General features: G+C 38.8%; 13 protein-coding genes. 11 read left to right on the top strand and 2 right to left on the bottom strand.

The window, feature by feature from the left end; translation table 11 throughout:
* Window positions 1–3: 3 nt before the first annotated feature.
* From N5O98_RS01605 to N5O98_RS01575, 7 genes are all read left to right on the top strand, one after another.
* The gene (locus tag N5O98_RS01605; RefSeq protein WP_118160962.1) at window positions 4–1608 is read left to right on the top strand and encodes an AAA family ATPase; all 1605 of its coding nucleotides are present in this window, start codon (window positions 4–6) and stop codon (window positions 1606–1608) included.
* The gene (locus tag N5O98_RS01600; protein WP_118160963.1) at window positions 1605–2423 is read left to right on the top strand and encodes a hypothetical protein; all 819 of its coding nucleotides are present in this window, start codon (window positions 1605–1607) and stop codon (window positions 2421–2423) included. The genes N5O98_RS01605 and N5O98_RS01600 overlap by 4 nt, the downstream gene beginning before the upstream one ends.
* 10 nt (window positions 2424–2433) lie before the next feature.
* On the top strand, window positions 2434–4068 hold the full coding sequence (locus N5O98_RS01595; RefSeq protein WP_220400869.1) for an McrB family protein: 1635 nt from the start codon (window positions 2434–2436) through the stop codon (window positions 4066–4068).
* Window positions 4065–5360, top strand: coding sequence for an McrC family protein (locus N5O98_RS01590; protein WP_118160964.1), 1296 nt, complete (start codon window positions 4065–4067; stop codon window positions 5358–5360). The genes N5O98_RS01595 and N5O98_RS01590 overlap by 4 nt, the downstream gene beginning before the upstream one ends.
* A 227-nt stretch (window positions 5361–5587) precedes the next feature.
* A complete protein-coding gene (locus N5O98_RS01585) occupies window positions 5588–6499 on the top strand; it encodes a DUF5655 domain-containing protein (protein WP_004318410.1) in 912 nt (303 codons plus the stop codon).
* Window positions 6500–6501: 2 nt separating this feature from the next.
* Entirely contained in the window at window positions 6502–8265 is a 1764-nt protein-coding gene (locus N5O98_RS01580) for a DUF262 domain-containing protein (RefSeq protein WP_118160965.1), read from the top strand.
* Complete coding sequence (locus N5O98_RS01575) at window positions 8249–10024, top strand: DUF262 domain-containing protein (protein WP_118160966.1); 1776 nt, start codon at window positions 8249–8251, stop codon at window positions 10022–10024. Before N5O98_RS01580 ends, N5O98_RS01575 begins: the two co-directional genes overlap by 17 nt.
* Window positions 10025–10190: 166 nt before the next feature.
* Here N5O98_RS01575 and N5O98_RS01570 read toward each other — a convergent pair whose 3' ends face one another.
* On the bottom strand, window positions 10191–11954 hold the full coding sequence (locus N5O98_RS01570) for a helix-turn-helix domain-containing protein (protein ID WP_118160967.1): 1764 nt from the start codon (window positions 11952–11954) through the stop codon (window positions 10191–10193).
* Between the two features lie 374 nt (window positions 11955–12328).
* On the bottom strand, window positions 12329–12946 hold the full coding sequence (locus N5O98_RS01565; RefSeq protein WP_004308227.1) for a DNA polymerase ligase N-terminal domain-containing protein: 618 nt from the start codon (window positions 12944–12946) through the stop codon (window positions 12329–12331).
* A 221-nt stretch (window positions 12947–13167) separates the two neighbouring features.
* On the opposite strand from N5O98_RS01565, the gene N5O98_RS01560 reads away from it, so the two are divergent.
* The 4 genes from N5O98_RS01560 (at window position 13168) to N5O98_RS01545 (ending at window position 22329) form a co-directional block, all read left to right on the top strand.
* Window positions 13168–15636, top strand: coding sequence for a glycoside hydrolase family 95 protein (locus N5O98_RS01560; protein ID WP_004308228.1), 2469 nt, complete (start codon window positions 13168–13170; stop codon window positions 15634–15636).
* A gap of 13 nt (window positions 15637–15649) precedes the next feature.
* On the top strand, window positions 15650–16852 hold the full coding sequence (locus N5O98_RS01555; protein WP_004308229.1) for a glycoside hydrolase family 88/105 protein: 1203 nt from the start codon (window positions 15650–15652) through the stop codon (window positions 16850–16852).
* 20 nt (window positions 16853–16872) lie between these two features.
* Window positions 16873–18339 (top strand): glycoside hydrolase family 140 protein, encoded by a 1467-nt coding sequence (locus N5O98_RS01550; RefSeq protein WP_004308230.1) that lies wholly within the window; start codon window positions 16873–16875, stop codon window positions 18337–18339.
* Window positions 18340–18468: 129 nt separating this feature from the next.
* Window positions 18469–22329 carry a family 78 glycoside hydrolase catalytic domain gene (locus N5O98_RS01545; RefSeq protein ID WP_004308231.1) on the top strand — a complete coding sequence of 1287 codons (3861 nt, stop codon included), beginning with the start codon at window positions 18469–18471 and terminating at the stop codon, window positions 22327–22329.
* Window positions 22330–22412: the final 83 nt, after the last annotated feature.

The raw sequence follows: 22412 nt of genomic DNA, 5'->3' as shown, positions 1-22412 counted from the left end.
CTTGTGAGAATAAAATCGCTTAAAACCTCCAAATATAAAAATCTGCACAATGTTAATATAAACTTCAATGCAGATCTCATCACGTTGTTAGTAGGGCAAAACGGACTTGGAAAATCAAATCTGATAGAGATTTTTACGTTTATATTTAAAGACCTATACACTATCAGAGAGAGGAAAGAGTTTATAGCATCAGCGAACAAAAGTGAACTTAGTGACTACATTATTGAATATGAATGTCGAGGACATCAGCTAAAGATTGACTATCACGATGATCAATTGGAAATACGTGTAAAGCATGATACAGAAGAATACCAACAAATTTCGTTTGCAGAGTTTAAGGGGAATTCCAATGTTTTTCTACCAGATAGAATAATGGGCTATTATTCAGGAGATAATAAACGCCTTGAAAAAATATTAAACGAGTACACATTAAAAGAAAAGAAGACTCAACAACGTGCATACAGAAATGGGAGTATTAATAAGAAATTGCGCAATATATTCTTCTCTGAAAATAAACACAGCCAATTAATCCTATTCACTCTTGCAGTGTATTGGGATCACTCAAGAATCAGGCAAGTTGCAGACCAAATTCTAACCGATATTTTAGGAATTGATGAAATGATAGGGTTTGAGATTATATTTAAATCACCATCATTTGCAAAACTTAATCAGCTTAAAAAGAACAAGGCAACTTTAGAATATTACGAAGGAGAAATACTTAGCACGAATGACTATAATAAGTTTACTGATATTAATATTTTCTGGGGGATAAAAGGCTCTATTGACTCTCTTTTAAGGGTGTTATTGTTTGAATATTTAGGTACACAATCATGTGTAATATATGAAGATAATAATAGAGAGTATTTAGCTATCAATGAACAATTAATGAATTATGATACTCTTGTTGATAAAATATATGCTGTATTTCCAGATCCTTTAGACTTCTTTGACGCCCTTGAAGCTGCTTCAAGTATAGGCGTTTTAGATGAACTTAAATTAGAAATCAGCAAAACAGGGGATGATGATTACTATAATTTTACAGCATTAAGCGAAGGAGAACAACAACTAATAAGCGTACTTGGATTAATGGCGATTCTTAGAGATGACAATGAAGAAGTTTTATACTTAATTGATGAACCAGATACTCATATTAATCCCCAATGGCAACGTAACTTTATTAAGTTGCTGTTAGATAACATAGGAGACGGTCAACATAGACATATGTTTATATCGACACACAGCCCATTCCTTGTCCAAGCCTACGAAGATAATGTAGTAGACATTCTACTCTTCAGAAAAGATAATGATAACGGAAAAATAATAATTGATATTGCCAATAGTACAATTAAAAACTGGCGTATTGATCAAGTGTTGATGAGTCCTTATTTCGGACTCGAAAGTACTAGACCTAGCAGTATCGATGACTTTATGAATAAAAGGTTGGCTATAATAAGACAAGGCGAATTATCAGAAGACGATAAGGCTGAATTGTTGAATTTTGAAAACGAATTAGGCTTCTTGCCAACTGGAGAGACGTTGACGGAATTGGAAAGTATGGTATTTATCCATAAAGCTGCAAAAAGATTTAAGGAGGAGAGTAAGAAATGAAGTATATAGACAAATCGAGTGTCCCTATTCCTAATATACTCACAACTAGAGGAGTGGAAGAAACAAAGAAAAATACGGCTAAATATAAAGCGAACAAAGCTAAATATACATCTGACACACCTGCTACTAGAACTACAAAAAAGTATACTGTCGCAGATTCATTTAATATTGATGAAAAAATTTATGGGCATGATGATGTAAAAAACGCACTTATAAATCTCCAAAAGAAATGCTGTTGTTTTTGTGAATCTCGGATTACTCATATATCATCGGGAGATGTTGAACATTTTCGCCCCAAACAGGGATATTCACAAGACAATAGCGACATGTTTCACAAACCTGGATATTTTTGGCTGGCATATGATTGGTCAAATTTATTGTTTGCTTGCGAACGATGTAACAGGCGATATAAAAAGAATCTCTTCCCATTAAAAAATACAGCAAACAGATGTAATCCGAGAAGAAGTTTTAATATTTCAAAGGAAAAACCGTTATTCATAGATCCAAGTAAAGTAGATCCTGCTATTCACATTACATTTAGAAAAACGACTGTAACTCATAAAACACAGGAAGGTGATATAACTATACGTGAATTAGACCTAAACAGAGGAGATCTTGAAGAAATGCGAAGAGACTCATATACTGCTATTGAAGCCTTAATGAATATTTACGAAAGAGATAGGGGAACACCTAATGAAACAGATAGCAAAACAAAATTCAGAGATGCTTTGAATGAAAAATTAAATAAAACTGCTCAATACACAATGATGTTTAGATGTAACTTCGAGAATTACATTCAAGAATTTGGTATATAATTTAAAAGATATGAAAGACACATACTGGCATATACAAATGCATATGCCCGAAGGTAATGCTAAGGGATGGATCATTGATCCAAAAGATATGTTACAAGAAGACTGTCCTGTTATCGGAACAGGAGAATGGACTGACCCTAATAATCAATGCGAAAACTTTAAGTCAGCAATAAAGATCGGGGATATTGTAATGGTCAGAAAAGGGAACTTACCGATTGCACTGTGTGAAGTCACTAGCGAAAGCTACAAAGATGATAAGTTAAAAGAAAAGTATGGAAACTCAAATTTTAGGAATGTAACTGTTTTAGATTATTGGAAAAAAGGTAAGGTGAATTTCAAGTCTCAGGGAACATTGTCCCCTCTTTATAAAAGCTCAAATTCAAATTCATGGAATATAATTAATAATTGGTATAAACAAATTCTCAACAAAATGGAAACAACAAAGATCGTTGATATACTAAAACAAAAGAAACAAATCATTCTTCAAGGCGCACCGGGTACCGGAAAAACCTATATTACGGCTTCGGTAGCTCTTTCGTTGATTGGTGAAACATTTAATCCAAATGATCATAAAGAAATCATGGAGAAATATGATAAATTGATCAATGACAAGCGCATATTTTTCACAACCTTTCACCAATCAATGGACTACGAAGATTTTATCGAAGGATTAAAGCCTGTTGTAGATACTGATAATATGATTTATGAAGTGAAAGATGGGATATTTAAAAAAATATGTAAAAGTGCAGAACAAAAAGGCAGTCTCAATGCTCTTGAACAAGCAATAGAAAAATTAAAAGAGGCATGTTCTGAAGAATCTATTACAGCTAAAACCAAAAGTAACGTAGGATTTTCTGTTACATACAGAGGGGGCATAACTTTTAGAGTGAGGTCGAATAATAGTAATGCTAAAGAAGGTAAAGATTTTCCAGCTAATATTGAGTCTATCAAGGATTATTATAGAGGTAAGACAGATAATATCTATAACATATCTTATGTAAGAGGCATTTGCGATTATTTAATGGATCAATATGGAGTAAAACCATATAAACCACAAAATAACGATTTGAATTATGTTCTCATTATAGACGAAATCAACAGAGGAAATATTTCTAAAATATTTGGAGAACTAATAACGCTATTGGAAGTCGATAAAAGAGCTGGAGGTGAACATCCAATAAAAGTAAGATTGGCCTATTCAAATGAGGAAAATTTTAGTGTTCCTTCAAATCTATATATAATTGGAACAATGAATACAACCGACAGGAGTGTCGGACATATTGATTATGCTATTAGAAGACGTTTTGCATTCTATACCTTAACTGCCAATAAAGATGCAATCACTTCCTATTATAGCACAACCAAAGATATTGAAAGTGGAACAAAAGAAATCGCTTTATACTTATTTGAAAAGATAGAAGAATTTGTAAACACTAACATATCTCCAGAATTTGACATCAATGATATTATGATTGGTCATAGCTACTTTATGGCTAAAAATAAGAGTTCCTTAAAGATGAAGCTTGAATATGAGATTATTCCACTGCTCAAAGAGTATGAAAAAGACGGTATTATAGTCCTTAGAGAAGAAGAACGCAAATCATTAGGAATAGAGTGGGTAAACTTATTTGAGACAACAAAATGAACACTCTTCCAGACATAATATCTTTAGTTGAACACAAGGGATTTGACAGTAACCATATTGAAGGAATAAAAGAACTCAATATTGATTTCTGTGAAACCAGTTATGAGTGTGCTCCCAAATATTTAGGGATTCACCCCCAAACATTGTGCGCTAGTTACTATATTGGGGCAGAGTGGCTAACCGATAACCATGCAGTGGTTGTAACTCCCAAAATACCTAATCTTGATTTTATCGAAATGTTTGTTTGTGCATTAAAGTTTGAACCATCTGCAAAATATTTTTCTAAATTTTACGACATTAACTTTAATTCTAAACCAATAAAAACCAATGTATTCAATAATCAAATAACGCCTTTAATAGTAATTCATTTCATTGCCTTGCTTAAAAAAATCACCAAGCGAGGATTGAAGAAAGCATACGTGATGAAAAACGAAAATCTACAATCCAAGATTAAAGGTAAGATAAATATTTCTCAACACATTAAACAAAACGTAATTCCACGAAGAGAGGATCGTGTATATTGTCAATATCAAGAATATACAGTAGACAATTTGGAAAATAGAATCCTAAAAAAGGCTTTAATTTATGCTGAATCGTATATAAACAGCCTCTCTACTCACAAATCATTCGTAACCCTTAGATCAACAATAAACAATATCAAAACCTATTTTACAGAAATTTCCGAAGATGTTGAATTGTATGAACTGAAATCCATAGTCAATAACAAAATTTACAAAGAGTACTCGGAAGGGATACGTATTGCAAAAATGATATTGCGTAAGTTCAACTACTCAATATCAGAAACTAAAATCAGTACAGATTTCATCCCTGCCTTTTGGATTGATATGTCACGACTGTATGAGGTATATATATATTCCAAACTTCATGAACGATATGGAGATGCCATAAAATTTCAAGTAGCAGGATATTGGAGAACTGCTGTAGATTTTGTAGATACGGATAAAAAAATCGTTATCGACACAAAGTATAAACCACAATACGATGGAAGTAATGGGGGAATTGTTGAAGATATTAGACAGATCTCCGCATATGCTAGAGATAGTAAAATTCTTAAAGCTATGGGATGCAATGGAAATAATGTTGTGGATTGCCTTATTATATATCCAGAAAAAATGATCGACAATGAACATAAAAATGAAGATGATTTTACTTTTGACGATTGTGCTCAATTGGAGTCGTTAGATGGTATTGATCATCTACTTTATAAAGCTACTCCAATAAAAGGATACGAAAGATTTTATAAGCTTAGTTTTACGATGCCATATTTGTAAATTATTACAATATCATTGTTATTGAAATATCAACTAAAGCTCATAAAGGGCAAGTTGGGCAAGGTGAGCAACGTATAAATTAGTCATCCACTATAAGTGTTCCCTTCTATATTGACCGCCAGTTCGTCAAATATGGAGAAAAAATAGTGAAGGAGAATTCGGATAAATAAATAGCAATATCAAAAAATTTCTTACCTTTACAGCAATAAACAATTCAAAATAAAATTATGGCACTTTACAAATATAATACTTCAGGCGTCTTTTCTGAAATAAAGGAAAAGCCTTTTAAATTGGAAAGAGATATTCAACGCATGTTTGAAACCAATATGTCCGAAATCATGGGACTTGAAATGATAAAGTCCGAATTTACGATCAAAGACCGCCGTATTGATACGCTTGCCTTTGATCCTCAATCGAAGGCTTTTGTTATCATTGAATATAAGAGGGAAAGAAACTCCAGTGTCATAGATCAAGGGTTTACTTACCTAAGCCTAATGCTGCAAAACCAGGCTGATTTTATTCTGGAATATAATGAAACACAAGCTAGGAACTTGAAACGGAATGATGTGGACTGGTCGCAGACAAAAGTCGTTTTTGTTTCACAAGGATTCACGCCTAACCAACGAGAGGCTGTCAATTTCAAAGATTTATCCATTGAGTTATGGGAAGTGAAGCGCTATGAGAATGATAGTGTTTCCATCACTCCTATTCGCAAAAGTCACGCATCGGCAAGCATTAAAACAGTGATGCAAAATAGTCCGGAATTTAAAGAAGTGACAGAGAAAATTAAAGAATATTCCGAGGAAAATTTGTTAAAAGGAAAATCTGACGATGTAGTAGAATTATACGAGAGTTATAAGAATGCAATTCTTAATTTGAATACAGAAATTGAAGTTAAACCACAAAAATGGTATGTTTCATTCAAAAAGGCCAACAGCCATATTTGTGCACTTGAAATCCAGAAAAATGGAATAAAGCTTACTATAAATGTAGCCAAAGGACATTTAGAAGATAGCAAGCAATTAACAAGGGATATTTCAACTGTCGGACATTTTGGCAATGGAGATTATGAACTCAAAATCTCGGATACTAAATATTTAGAATATATCATGAGCCTTGTGAAGCAAGCGATTAAATAAATATGGCTAATTATTGTAACATAGACCAATACTTATATAATTATCTGAAAGGTTTTTGGGTAGATAAAAAACTCCATGGAGTATTCCCTTCAAGAACCTGGCAGTATAACAGATATATCCAAATCTCAACTCCAGTAAATGACTCTTCTATTCACTATGAATATCGTATAGATAATGAATGGAATGGGTTAGTTGAACTTCATATAGAAGGACGCTATACTCAAACCGACTATATGCGTTTTTTACGTTATTTACAGAAGCAGACAGAGAGCAATCCTGATTTATCATGGCATCAATGGGGAAAATGTAAAGGACGATGCTGTATTGAAATTACAATCAATAATTGGGAGGACATAAAGAATGCATTCCAGAAGCTGATAATGTTTTTCGATCCGTTGCTGACGGATTGTATTGATAAATTCAATCTTCACAGAAAGAATGAGATTTCCAGCCCATACACACGGGAATTAGAGTTTAAAGAACTTACCAATTCTCAAGAAAAGGTCGTTTTGGAAACCAAAAATTTGCAAGATTTATTTTCTTCCAATTTGGTTATTCCCGATTATCAGCGAACCTATTGCTGGGAAGATAAAAATGTTACAGACCTTTGGGACAATTTGCTTGAAATGCCCCACAACAGTGACTATCATTTAGGATCTATCATCTTACAAAGAAGAACTGTGAATGATTGCACTCTTTACAACATAATTGATGGACAACAACGCCTTGTCACTTTAACGCTTATTATGCGCGAGTTAGGATATACGGGGCAGATGCCTTTGCTTAAACAAAAATTCATATCAAAAGACGCACGTCTCCATGTGGCCAATAACAAAGCACTGATTAGAACTCTCAATCAGAGAAATACAGACACAACTATGTTGGAACGTCTGTCCCATCACCTGATTTTCTCTGTACTAATTCTTAATGATAGCAATCTCGATCTGGCATATACATTCTTCTCAAATCAGAATTCAAAGGGTGTATCGCTTTCAGACTATGATTTGTTAAAAGCGCACCATCTACGCTATCTAAACATTGAGGATCAGGCAGAACATCTTGCTATGCGGTGGAATGATCTCTCATTAGAATGTGACAACAATGGAGATTCATATCTTACCCATACTTTGGGAGTACATCTCTTCAGATTAAGAAAATGGATGCGGAAGCATAATGTGGAGGAATTTCAGCCACGCAAGGTAAAGGAAGAGTTTTCGGCTGCCCGTATTATGTCCAGTATTCCTGCTTTTGGAGAAAAATTCTATTTCTATGAGAAAATCCAAGGTGGTTCGCATTTCTTTGCATACACTTCTATTTTTGTAGATAAATACAAGGAGTTTATCCGTACCAGGCAAATACAGCTACTAAGGAATCACCTTCAATGGGAGTCCCATTGGAAATATGCCGATATTATAGAAAGCCTCATGTTCGGTTATTTTATAAAATTCGGGCATCAATATTTATCTGAAGCGTTGTTCTGTATTGCCGGAATCATGGCGCAGCATAGATATAGTGCCACGCGTGCCATCTTTTATAAGATTCGTGAATTCGCAAAAGATTCAGAAATTATAATGATGATAGATCAGGCATCTTCGCCCACATTCTTTTTTGCCGAAGCCATTCCTTATATCAGGATTAGTGGATTGGAGCAAGAAGGTGACATCAAAGAGCGATTCTATAGATGTTTAAGACGTATCTTCTGTGAGCTGAATGATTTTTCGGATAAAACAATAATCGAAAAGAGAAACAATGAATATGGAGAATAAATATACGCCGGAACTTATTGCAACAAGCCAGTTTAAGTTTTCTATTCCGCTTTACCAGCGTTTATTTGCATGGAAAAGGAAAGAGGTTACCAAACTTCTTTTTGATCTAAAAGAGCATTTTGCAAAGATGCCTGCCGATGAGCCATATTATCTCGGTATGCTTACTTGTATTGATATGAAAAATCATTATGACTTAATTGACGGTCAGCAACGATTTACTGTCATAACTCTTTTTGCCATCATTTTTAAGGAATATGATGATAAATGGTCCGGTTTCTTGATGGATGGTAATCGCCTTAATTTCATAGCGAGAAGCGATGATAAGGCATATATAAAGAGCAAGATCAAAGGCTATCCGACTAAAGCATATGTCAATAAGAATATGGAAGAGGGACTCGCCGCTATAACTGGTTTCTTAGAATCCAATTTTAATACTCAGGAGAAACGGATTGAGTTTGTGCAACAGGTTTTCACACGATTGACATTTTTCTTTTCTTACTTGCCATCAAGCTATCTTGCAGATACCACTTCGCTGAATAAATATTTTGAAGCGATGAATGCACAAGGAAAAGGACTAGAACAGCATGAGATTCTCAAAGTGCAACTGATGCGGGGAGAAAAGGAACAGGATTACTTGACGCATATTTGGAATCTGACCTCCATGATGGATCATCCTATCATTGCGAAGGAAGAAAACCAGGACGAGGCTTGTTACCGACAATTTTATGAAGAAGCTATAAGTCTTTGTCGTAAGAAACTATTTCATGAAGTTTTAGAAAAGTGCAGATATACGTCTCTCGATGACGAGGAGGAGTATTCTATAGATGTGATTCAACCTGAAAAAATAGAGTTTAAACAGAATAGCTATGAAGATGGCGAAAACAGTATTATATCATTTCCGGAGTTTCTTCTTTTGGTGCTTGATGTGTGTACTGGCGGCGAGCAACCAGCCAGTCATTATCAACCGGATAAACTGATAGAGAAGTTTGATGCTCTGAAAACGCATTTCACTGCAGGGGAATTTTACGAGAAAATGCTTTATTACCGGCTACTGCTTGATTATTATACGATTAGAAGAGATATCAAGGATGGGCAGGGTAATTACAGTTTAATTCTGAAAGGTCCAAAGGATGATAATGATAAATTAAAGCAATACCAATCGATGCTTTACGTTTCAACGGAGGCTTTCTACAATTGGCTTAAACCTTATTTGAGAAAATTAGAGCAAGACGAACTCCAGTCCTGTGCAGAGATGCTCGCATTCCTTAAAAAAGAAGATAATGAACGTCACGGCGTATTACCTGCCAGAAAAGATCTTTCATATAAAGCATCCGGTAACATTAGGTACTGGTTTTGGCGTTTAGACTATTACCTTTGGGAACAACGCAGCACTTTCTTCAATGAAGAAGAACAGAAGATTGTAGAGCACTATGTGTTTCGGAGAAATCGTTCTATTGAACATCTGCATCCTCAAGACGAATCACACAATGAAGAATGGGAGGAAGAAGCTGTACATTCATTTGGCAATCTTGCCATGATTTCTCAAAGTTTCAATTCACAACAAAGTAATGACCATATACAAATAAAGTTTGCCCGAATCCATGAGCAAATCAGCAACAAATCACTGCAAAGCATTAAGATGTTTTTAATGTGTAAACTCGCTGACTTTAACTATCAAAATTGGACAATGAAATTGGCTAAAGAACACGAAAATGAAATGATTGAATTTTTAGAACGGTCTTTCTATATATCAGATTGAATCGTATATTGTTATATAACACATTATTTTAGTCTAAGTTCAAATACTTGATAGGTTTCCTTTAATTAGCAAAGCTATATGTTCTTCTCTATCTAATATTTACAATGAATATAGTACATATTTTAGTTTATATCATTTAAACTGAAAATATGTACTATATATTCTTTTACCCTATAATACTTTTAATGTAATCCGTAGGACATACATGATAGAAGTCTTTGAACTTCTTTCCAAAATATTTAGCATCACAATATCCCAGCATTCCTGCAATTTCCGAAACAGTGTACTGTTGGGAGGCTAGCAGTTTAAGCGCCCTGTCCATTTTGAACGAATAGATATAATTTTCCGGAGGATTCCCGGTTATCTCTCGTATCCTGCTATAAAAAGCAGTACGGCTCATTCCTATATCGATACTTAATTTATCTATTGTATATTTATCAGTAGAGAGGTTCTTTTCCAGGATTTTATTGACTTTATCCATAAATATCTGATCCGTATTTTCTGTTTCCATTTCTTCTTTGGTGGGGACCATTGGAAAAACAGCATCCGACAAAAACAATTTGACCCGTTCACGCAAGACCATGCGGTTTTCTACAAGCATACGTATGTTTGCCCTTAGCCTGCAAATGCTTTCTGTTCGTAATTCCAGACGATCCGCCCCACTTCCTAAATGAGACAAATAACTTTCGTTATCAAAGGCCCTTATCAAAAGAACGACCGGTATATACCCTATCATTTTATCTGTTTTGATCCGAAAACTAAGTGCATCTCCATTTGTTCCGTTTACATTATCGTCAATAATTATAGCATCAGGATTTTGGCGGACTACTGTATCCTTCAGCAAATCAGGATCCTCCAAAACTGAAATCTGAAAATACCGCGATAAAGCTTTCCTTAAATAATTCCTGAATGCCCCGTCCGCCATTACCAATAAGATATGGGATGTATCTTTTGTTTTAGTATTCGGGATACCATCTTTATCACTTTCAGAAGATTTTTTAGCCTTATTCTTCGTATTTGTTGAAGAATGTTTGATAGCCGAACATTCCTGATTCCGGCAATGACAATCTGTTGGAATGACAATTTGGAAAGCAAATGATTTGCCATGTCTATATCCGTTTATTTTTCCACCATGCAGGCGAATGATTTTTCTTACAGTCCACAAATCACTATACCCATATATGGGAAATATGACCGGAATAAAAGGAAACATTTTCCCTACTCTTTTGTCTGCTATCTCACAATTAGTAATCTGCAACTGCCAGGAATCTATTGTATGTGTTATATTGATTGATATGCAACAGCCTAAATCGGAAGCCAAAATTAGTTTGCTTATAAGATGTTGAAGCGCTGCCGTCATTATGTCCTCATTGATCCTGCAACTGACGCAATCCGAACATTCGCTGACAGTCAGTTGTATACGGCGCGAATCAGCATAGGGACGACATTGATTAACAATAGAAGTAATATAAGAAGAGAGTTCCAAATTTACTGTTGATGTCTTAGGAAGTATTTTTTTGTTTACCTTATTGAGCCTTACAATATTCTGATTACAATATATAATGCATTCGGTATATCCCAATGCCTCTTCTACCTGTTGGGAAAGCGATTCGGGAAGATTACCGGTTTTAAGTTCTTCCAATTGATTTCGTAATAGTATCAACGGGGTATGCGTAGTATGGAGCATGTTCATAGCTATCTTAAGTTTTTCATGTGACAACAACTGGACATTATACTCTACCGTAAGATACGCAAACAAAACAAGAAATAGCCCAATGCCGAAACTCTCTACGGGAACTGCATAACCAAGCAATGATAAATCAGGCAAAATTACGCCAATAGCTTGTTTACTGTTTACTAAATTGGCTCCACTATCTATAGAAAGTAAAGCGCGAAAGTTTAATAATAAACTCAGGTAACAATCATTCATACTTATATAGGATTTGATTAATACTTACATTTTCAGCAAAACACGTTTGATGACCTTTTAACGTGTCTAAATCCGGCACAAGTATAAACTTTTCAACGTCCACATATGAGGTAGATTCTAACAAAAGCAATGGGTGTTTTCTATCAAAAGTGGTAACAATATCGTTTGTTACCGAAATATCAAGGGATAGATTCTAAAATCATCATTTTATTTGGTAAAACATAGTAATTGTAAAATATTTTATCACAAAACAATACAACCACACGAGCATATAGTTCCACTTAATCATTAGAATAATGAAATAAGTAGAATTATCAAGCCGCGTATATAATTTGAAAATAATAGACTTCTGATAAGTACTGTCAGATCATAGTTTACAGGAATACCTCATCATAAGACGGAATAATCTTTGCATCGTAAACGTGAGTGGCCGCAAATACATCATCTTTCTTTATCAACAGCCAGTCTTTATCCTGATCATCCATATTGGTATGTATAAGGACAAATAGCCCTTTGAGTTTATGCCCGTGTAACTTGAATTCAAGTATTCCATTTTTAATAGCAGCGGAAATGTTACGATTATTACCAACGTAAGCATAGGTTCCACTATCCCATATTTCCACCGTACCTGCTCCATAGTTACCTTCCGGTATAACTCCTTCAAAGTGCGCATAACTCAAGGGGTGGTCTTCTACTTCTATGGCCAACCTCTTATCTTTTGGATTCATGGAAGGTCCTTTAGGCACCACCCAACTTTTTAATACTCCATCCACTTCCAAACGAAAATCGAAATGAAAATGACTGGCATCATGCTTCTGAACAACAAAAACAGGCATTCGATTGGGAGTTTCCACCGTATCCGCCATCGGTTCCGGTGTTTTACCGAATTGCCTTTTTGCCCGGTACTCTTTGAGGTTGATCATAGAGGCTTCAACCGCCTGCTTTTCTACCATTTTGATGTTTTTTCCTTCATCGGGAGAATTCTTTGCCATAATCTGTATTTTTTAGGTGAATAAAAAAACGAATGATTCAATGTGACAACAATCAGTATATCTGTTTGTTTGTCGAAATTCATCTATTTTAATGGCTTTAGAACTGTGTTTAAGTTTGCTAACTTATTTTTAGTCTTCTCCCTTTCTTACTGCCTGCATAGTGGGTACAAAAATCCCTTTCAATCGTCCTTTTATAAAAGTATAAAAGCAATTGGAAGGAAATGAATAAAAAGAGATTAATCGGATATCTGTTCGTCACGATGTCTGTTGGTTGTATTCAGGCGCAGGAACAGAAGTCTTCTGTACCCGAATACAAGCTATGGTATGACTGTCCCGCACAGGTATGGACCGAGGCATTACCCCTTGGGAATGGTCGTTTGGGGGCCATGGTATATGGAACACCAGGCACAGAACAAATACAACTAAACGAAGAAAGCATTTGGGCGGGACGTCCCAATAATAACGCCAATCCAGATGCACTGGAATATATTCCGAAAGTGCGTGAACTGGTCTTTGCCGGAAAATACCTTGAAGCTCAGACACTGGCCACAGAAAAGGTAATGGCAAAGACTAATTCAGGAATGCCATACCAAAGTTTTGGTGACCTGCGAATCGCTTTTCCAGGTCATACACGTTATTCCAATTATTACAGGGAATTAAGTCTGGATTCCGCACGTGCAATCGTACGTTATGAAGTAGACGGAGTGCAGTATCAACGCGAAACGATCACCTCATTCACCGATCAGGTAGTAATGGTACGACTGACCGCCAATCGTCCCGGACAAATTACTTTCAATGCACAACTCACTTCCCCTCACCAGGATGTTATGATCGCTTCTGAAGAGGGAAACTGTGTGACACTCTCGGGAGTCTCTTCCTTGCATGAAGGATTGAAAGGGAAAGTAGAATTTCAAGGCAGATTGACTGCTAAAAATAAAGGTGGGAAAATAGCTTGTGCCGATGGAATACTTTCTGTTGAGAAAGCCGACGAAGCGGTTATCTATGTATCCATTGCAACTAATTTCAACAACTATCAAGATATCACCGGTAATCAGACAGAGCGGGCAAAGAACTATTTGGCGAAAGCAATGGTTCATCCGTTCATTGAATCGAAGAAGAATCATGTTGATTTTTACCGACAATATCTGACACGCGTTTCTCTTGATTTGGGACGAGACCAATATGCGAATGTAACCACCGATAAGCGTGTGGAGAATTTCAAAAACACCAATGACACACATCTGGTTGCCACCTATTTTCAATTCGGACGTTATTTGTTGATCTGTTCTTCCCAACCGGGAGGACAACCCGCCAATTTACAAGGAATTTGGAATGACAAATTATTCCCTTCCTGGGATAGCAAATATACTTGTAACATCAATTTGGAAATGAATTACTGGCCTTCGGAAGTAACGAATCTAAGTGAACTGAATGAACCGTTATTCCGTCTGATAAAAGAAGTGAGTAACACAGGAAAAGAGACGGCTAAGATTATGTATGGAGCCAACGGATGGGTGTTGCATCATAACACGGATATATGGCGTATTACAGGAGCAGTTGACAAAGCTCCTTCGGGTATGTGGCCCAGTGGTGGCGCATGGCTTTGCCGACATCTTTGGGAGCGTTATCTATACACCGGAGATGTGGAATTCCTGCGTTCTGTCTATCCGATACTGAAAGAGTCCGGACGTTTCTTTGATGAAATTATGGTGAAAGAACCCGTACACAACTGGCTGGTAGTCTGCCCCAGTAATTCACCGGAGAATGTACATTCGGGAAGTAACGGGAAAGCTACTACAGCTGCCGGATGCACCATGGACAACCAATTGATTTTCGATCTTTGGACAGCAATTATATCTGCTTCTCAAATACTGGATACAGATCTGGAGTTTGCCTCTCATCTGACACAACGTCTCAAAGAAATGGCTCCCATGCAGGTGGGACATTGGGGGCAATTACAAGAGTGGATGTTCGACTGGGATGATCCGAAGGACGTACACCGTCACATTTCTCATTTGTACGGACTCTTCCCCAGCAATCAGATTTCCCCTTACCGTACTCCTGAATTATTTGATGCAGCACGTACTTCTCTGATTCACCGTGGCGACCCGTCGACCGGGTGGAGCATGGGATGGAAAGTTTGCCTTTGGGCACGCCTGCTTGATGGCGACCACGCCTACAAGTTGATAACTGACCAGCTGACTCTCGTACGCAATGAAAAGAAAAAAGGAGGCACCTACCCTAACCTGTTCGATGCGCATCCGCCATTTCAAATTGATGGAAACTTTGGTTGTGCCGCAGGCATTGCAGAGATGTTGATGCAAAGCTACGACGGTTTTATATATTTGCTTCCCGCACTGCCTACCGTTTGGAAAGAAGGTTCTATCAAAGGAATCATTGCCCGTGGAGGTTTCGAACTTGATTTGAGTTGGAAAAACGGGAAAGTTAGCCGACTGGTTGTCAAATCTTATAAGGGAGGAAATTGTCGTTTACGTTCGCTCAACCCATTAACCGGGAATGGCTTGAAGCGTGCCAAAGGTGAAAATCCGAACCCTCTTTATGCAGTCCCCACCATTCCGGAGCCATTGATTAACGAAAAGGCCAACTTGAACAAAGTGGAAATTGCAGAGACTTACCTCTACGACCTACCTACCAAAGCAGGAAAAGAATATGTATTGATTGGAAAATAATAACTCGACCGATATGAACAAAAACTTATTGAAACTGATTGTCGCCTGTGGAACTGCTTGTTTCCTGGCTTGCGCAGCACCTCAAAAAACAGAAACGGAAAAATGGAGTGAACGCATGGCACGCTCCGAAATAAAACGTTTCCCCGAACCCTGGATGATTGAAAAAGCTAAAAAACCACGCTGGGGATATACCCACGGACTAGTAGTGAAATCCATGTTGGAAGAATGGAAACATACCGGGGACAGCGTATATTATGAGTATGCCAAGATATATGCAGATAGTCTGATCGATGCTGACGGACATATCAAAACCATGAAATATCTTTCATTCAATATTGATAATGTCAACGGTGGAAAGATTCTTTTCGATCTTTACGCACAGACCGGAGACGAACGTTACAAAATAGCCATGGATACTTTGCGCAAGCAAATGGCAGAGCAACCCCGTACCAGTGAGGGAGGATTCTGGCATAAATTGAGATATCCTCATCAAATGTGGCTGGACGGAATTTTTATGGCTTCTCCTTATCTGGTTCAATATGGTGCTACTTTTAATGAGCCCGCTTTATTTGACGAAGCAACAAAACAGATTCTTTTGATAAATAGCAAGACTTATGATCCTGCAACAGGGCTTTTTTATCACGGATGGGATGAAAGTCGCGAACAGAAATGGTCAAATCCTGAAACAGGTTGTTCTCCTAATTTTTGGAGTCGCAGTATCGGATGGTATGGAGCTGCTATTGTAGATGTACTGGACTTCCTGCCACAGGAAACAGCCGGACGCGACAGCATTATACAAATTCTGCAGGGATTGGCAAAAGCGATTGTGAAATACCAAGATCCTTCATCCGGAACCTGGTATCAGGTAACCGATCAGGGAGCACGTGAAGGTAATTATTTGGAATCATCTGCCACTGCCCTGTTTATCTATACGCTTGCCAAAGCTATCAATAAAGGATATATTGGCAACGAGTATATCGAACCGACACAAAAAGCCTTTGACGGAATGGTAAAGACATTTACCCGTTTGGAAGAAGATGGCAGCTATACAATTACCAATTGCTGTGCTGTTGCAGGATTGGGCGGAGATTCAAAAAGATATCGTGACGGCTCATTTGAGTATTATATCAGTGAACCGATCATAGAAAATGATCCGAAATCGGTAGGTTCATTCATCTTGGCTGCTATTGAGTATGAGAAAATGACTAAAAAATAAACTAAAAACGATAAAATACAATGAGAAAATTCAAGATTATTCCCCTTTTGTTGCTGCTATTGACAATGGCAACTTCGGCTGCAGCACAGAAGAAAACACAAAAGACGTATATCCCCTGGGACAACGGCAAACTCGTAGTTTCCGAAGAGGGACGTTACCTGAAACACGAAAACGGTGCTCCTTTCTTTTGGTTAGGAGAAACCGGTTGGCTATTGCCCGAACGCTTGAACCGGGATGAAGCCGAATATTACCTGGAACAATGCAAACGTCGCGGATACAACGTGATTCAGGTTCAAACGTTGAACAATGTTCCGTCTATGAATATCTACGGACAATATTCGATGATTGACGGATACAACTTCAAAAACATCAATCAAAAAGGCGTATACGGTTATTGGGATCACATGGATTACATCATCCGTACAGCAGCAAAGAAGGGACAATATATCGGCATGGTCTGCATTTGGGGAAGCCCGGTGAACCGGGGCGAGATGACTGTAGAACAGGCAAAAGCATACGGCAAGTTTTTGGCAGAGCGTTATAAGGACGAACCGAATATTATCTGGTTTATCGGTGGAGATATCCGTGGCGACGTGAAAACTGCTGAATGGGAAGCTTTGGCAACCTCTATCAAAGCTATCGACAAAAATCACCTGATGACATTCCATCCACGTGGAAGAACAACTTCCGCAACTTGGTTCAATAACGCTCCCTGGTTGGATTTCAACATGTTTCAAAGCGGACATCGTCGCTACGGGCAACGTTTCGGAGATGGTGACTACCCTATCGAAGAAAATACGGAAGAAGATAACTGGCGTTTTGTAGAACGCAGCCTGGCCATGAAACCCATGAAGCCTGTGATTGACGGTGAACCGATCTATGAAGAAATACCTCATGGTCTGCACGATGAAAACGAACTGTTGTGGAAGGATTATGACGTACGTCGTTATGCTTATTGGTCTGTATTTGCAGGTTCTTTCGGACATACTTACGGTCATAATTCCATCATGCAATTTATCAAACCGGGTGTAGGTGGTGCTTATGGTGCAAAGAAACCTTGGTATGATGCGTTGAATGATCCGGGCTACAATCAGATGAAGTATCTGAAAAACCTGATGTTGACTTTCCCGTTCTTCGAACGCATACCCGATCAGTCTATCATCACAGGACAGAATGGAGAACGTTATGACCGCGCTATCGCTACACGTGGAAATGATTATCTGATGGTATACAACTATACCGGACGTCCGATGGAAGTTGATTTCAGCAAGATTAGCGGCGCAAAAAAGAATGCCTGGTGGTACACCACGAAAGATGGTAAACTGGAATACATCGGAGAATTTGATAACGGAGTGCACAAATTCCAGCACGACAGTGGTTATTGCAGTGGAAACGATCATATTCTGATTGTAGTGGATAGTAGTAAGAACTATGTAGAGAAGGCCTGGACAGAATTACCAAATGCACAACAAAAATGGGCTAAATAATTTTGTATTATTAGGCACAGATTACACGGATTTCACGGCTTTCAGAATGACAGATAATTAAAACAACAGCGTTAATCCGTGCAATCCGTGCTTAAATTTATTATATAAACGAATTATGAAAACATACTTATGAATAAAAGAATAGTATCATTTTTCTTTCTTCTGCTCTTTACCGGGTCCATATACGCAGCCATAGGTATCACTGACCTGCGAACGGAGCAGTTGAAAAATCCGGCAGGTATCGATGTGCGCCAACCCCGATTGAGCTGGCGCATCGAATCGGATGAACAGAATGTGATACAAACTGCGTATCACATTCTTGTCGCATCTTCCCCGGAGCTATTGGAACAAGGAAAAGGAGATATTTGGGATTCAGGAAAGATTGAATCTGACGCTTCCCAATGGATCACTTATCAGGGAAAAACATTAAAATGTAATGCTCCCTACTATTGGAAAGTGAAAATAGACACCAACAAAGGTGCAACGAATTGGAGTGTTCCGGCTTTCTGGATCACCGGACTATTTAATGAAGCGGACTGGCAAGGACAATGGATCGGCTTGGACAGGGCCGCTCCCGGAGACAGCGAAACACGATGGAGCCGTTTGGCAGCCCGTTATCTCCGTAAAGAGTTTGCAGTAAAGAAAAGTGTGAAACGTGCCACAGTACATATCGCCGGAATGGGATTGTACGAGTTGTTTATCAACGGACAACGCATCGGCAATCAAGTACTGGCACCTGCTCCTACCGACTACCGGAAAACAATTCTGTACAACACATACGATGTTACTTCACTGCTTCAAACAGAAAATGCTATTGGAGTAACTCTCGGAAATGGTCGCTTCTATACGATGCGTCAGAACTATAAACCGTATAAGATACCGACTTTCGGTTATCCTAAACTCCGGTTGAATCTGATTGTGGAATATGCAGACGGCAGCAAAGAAACGATTGCTACAAACACTTCATGGAAATTGACTACTGAAGGTCCTATCCGTAGCAATAATGAATATGATGGCGAAGAATATGATGCCCGTAAAGAGCTAGGAGCCTGGACTCAAACCGGATATGATGACAAAAACTGGATGCCGGCCCAACGTGTCAGTATTCCTTCAGGAACATTGCGCGCACAAATGATGCCGGGCATGAAAGTTACAGAAACCCTGAAGCCCGTTTCTATTAAAAAGCTTGGTAACAAATATATCCTGGATATCGGTCAGAATATGGCGGGCTGGGTACGTTTCCGGATAAAAGGACAGGCTGGCGATAGCATCCGTCTCCGTTTTGCAGAAAGTCTGCAAGACAATGGCGAACTTTATACAAGAAACTTCAGGGATGCCCGTTCTACAGATGTATATGTTGTCAGCGGACGCGAAACAAAAGATGCTACCTGGGCACCTCGTTTTATTTATCATGGGTTCCGTTATGTAGAAGTCAGCGGTTATCCGAATGCGAAGGCAGAAGATTTCGTTGCCGAAGTAGTAGAAGATGAAATGGAGCATACTGGTACTTTCAACTGTTCTGACGAAACTCTGAATAAGATTATCCGTAATGCATTTTGGGGAATCCGGAGCAACTATAAAGGGATGCCGGTTGACTGTCCGCAACGGAATGAACGCCAACCATGGTTGGGTGACCGTACCATGGGCTGTTGGGGAGAAAGCATGCTTTTCGATAATTACGCCATGTATACCAAATGGACGCGTGACATCCGCGAAGCACAACGGGAAGACGGCTGTATTCCTGATGTAGCCCCGGCATACTGGAACTACTACTCGGACAATGTGACCTGGCCTGCCGCTTTACCAATGGCCTGCGACATGCTTTTCACAAACTTTGGAGATAAACGTCCGATCGAAGAGAATTATCCGGCTATCAAGAAGTGGGTATCTCATATCCGGGAATACTACATGACAGAAGATTTTATCATCACCAAAGATAAATATGGTGACTGGTGCGTTCCGCCCGAATCACTGGAGTTAATTCATAGTAAGGACCCTTCCCGCAAGACTGACGGAGCTTTGATCGCAACGGCTTATTATCTAAAGGTATTACAACTGATGCACCGCTTTGCAAGCCTGCAAGGGCTGAAAGCTGACGCAGAAGAATGGGAAGATTTGGAACATCGCATGAAAGACGCATTCAATGCCCGTTTTCTACACATAAAAGAAGGTACTTCTCCCGTACCGGGACATACCTTATATCCGGACAGTATTTTCTATGGTAACAACACAGTTACTGCCAATATCTTGCCACTTGCTTTTGGTCTAGTGCCAAAGAACTACATCAATGAAGTAGCTAAAAATGCCGTAACTTCCATTATTACAACCAACAAGGGACATATAAGTACCGGAGTAATCGGTGTACAATGGCTATTGCGTGAATTGAGCCGTCGCGGTCATGCCAATGTAGCTTATCTACTGGCTACCAATAAAACATATCCTTCCTGGGGATATATGGTTGAAAAAGGTGCTACCACTATTTGGGAGTTATGGAACGGTGATACGGCAAATCCTGAAATGAATAGCGGTAATCACGTGATGCTTTTAGGTGATTTATTGCCTTGGTGCTTCAATAACCTAGCAGGTATCCGTGCGGACCGCTGGAAGTCCGGTTACAAGCATATCGTCTTCCAGCCGGCTTTTGAAATTCAGGAGTTGAGTAACGTGGATGCATCGTACATGAGTATCTACGGAAAAATAACCAGCCGATGGACAAAGACTCCCACACATTTGGAATGGGATATCGAACTTCCCGCCAATACGACGGGGGAAGTACATCTTCCGGATGGACGGAAAGAAAAAATCGGTTCGGGAAAATATCATTTCAGTGTAGACATTCCCACCCGGAATACGGCTATTCTGACTGATGAATTTCTGTATGAAAACGCTTCTTTCCCCGAATGTCATGGAGCTACGATAGTAGAGCTGAAAAATGGTGATCTCGTAGCCTCTTTCTTCGGAGGAACCAAAGAGCGCAATCCGGATTGTTGCATCTGGGTATGTCGTAAACCTAAAGGCTCTAAAGAATGGACCGCCCCCAAACTTGCTGCCGACGGTGTGTTTTCACTCAAAGACCCACAAGCAGTATTGGCCGGAATCGATTCAACCTGTACCCCGGTGAAAGATGCAAAAGGAACACTTATTGCCCGCAGAAAAGCTTGCTGGAACCCGGTTCTTTTCCAGATTCCCGGAGGTGACCTGATTCTGTTTTATAAAATAGGTTTGAAAGTGAGCGACTGGACAGGATGGCTTGTCCGTTCACGCGACGGAGGAAAAACCTGGAGCAAACGCGAAGCGCTTCCGAAAGGTTTTCTTGGACCTATTAAGAATAAACCGGAATATATCAATGGGCGTATCATCTGCCCTTCCAGTACGGAAGGAAGTAACGGATGGCGTGTCCATTTCGAGATTTCCGATGATAAAGGCAAGACCTGGAAGATGGTCGGACCACTGGATGCCGAGTTATCTGTCCCCACCCAAAATCGTAAAAAGGGAGGTGTGAATGTGGATGACCAGGAAGGCGGAGAAGCGATCGAAGGAGAAGGAGCCAAACCTGTTTATGCAATACAACCCAGTATTTTGAAGCATAAGGATGGAAGATTACAGATACTCTGCCGTACACGTAACGCACAGGTAGCAACTGCGTGGAGCAGTGATAATGGTGACACATGGAGTAAAGTTACGTTGCTGGATGTCCCGAATAATAATTCCGGTACGGATGCCGTGACAATGAAAGACGGTAGACATATCCTTATCTACAATAATTTCTCTACATTGCCCGGAACTCCGAAAGGTCCGCGTACTCCGCTCTGTGTGGCCGTTTCAGAAGATGGTATCAATTGGCAGCCTGTTCTTACATTAGAAGATAGTCCGATCAGCCAATACTCTTACCCTAGCATTATTCAGGGGAAAGACGGGAAGCTGCATGCCATTTATACATGGCGTCGTCAACGAATTAAATATGCAGAGATAGATCCGACGAAGTTTTAAATATTGAACGATCATCTGAATGAAATCGACCGCTCCTTTGCCCGCAAAAGAGCGGTCGATTCTTGTATTTATCCATTTTATAC

It is taken from the genome of Bacteroides sp. LFL-34 (genome assembly GCF_027257075.1).
In the GTDB taxonomy this organism is placed as follows: Bacteria; Bacteroidota; Bacteroidia; order Bacteroidales; family Bacteroidaceae; genus Bacteroides; species Bacteroides ovatus.
Note: the sequence above shows the minus strand (reverse complement) of the source record. Positions and strands in the feature narration are given on the sequence as shown.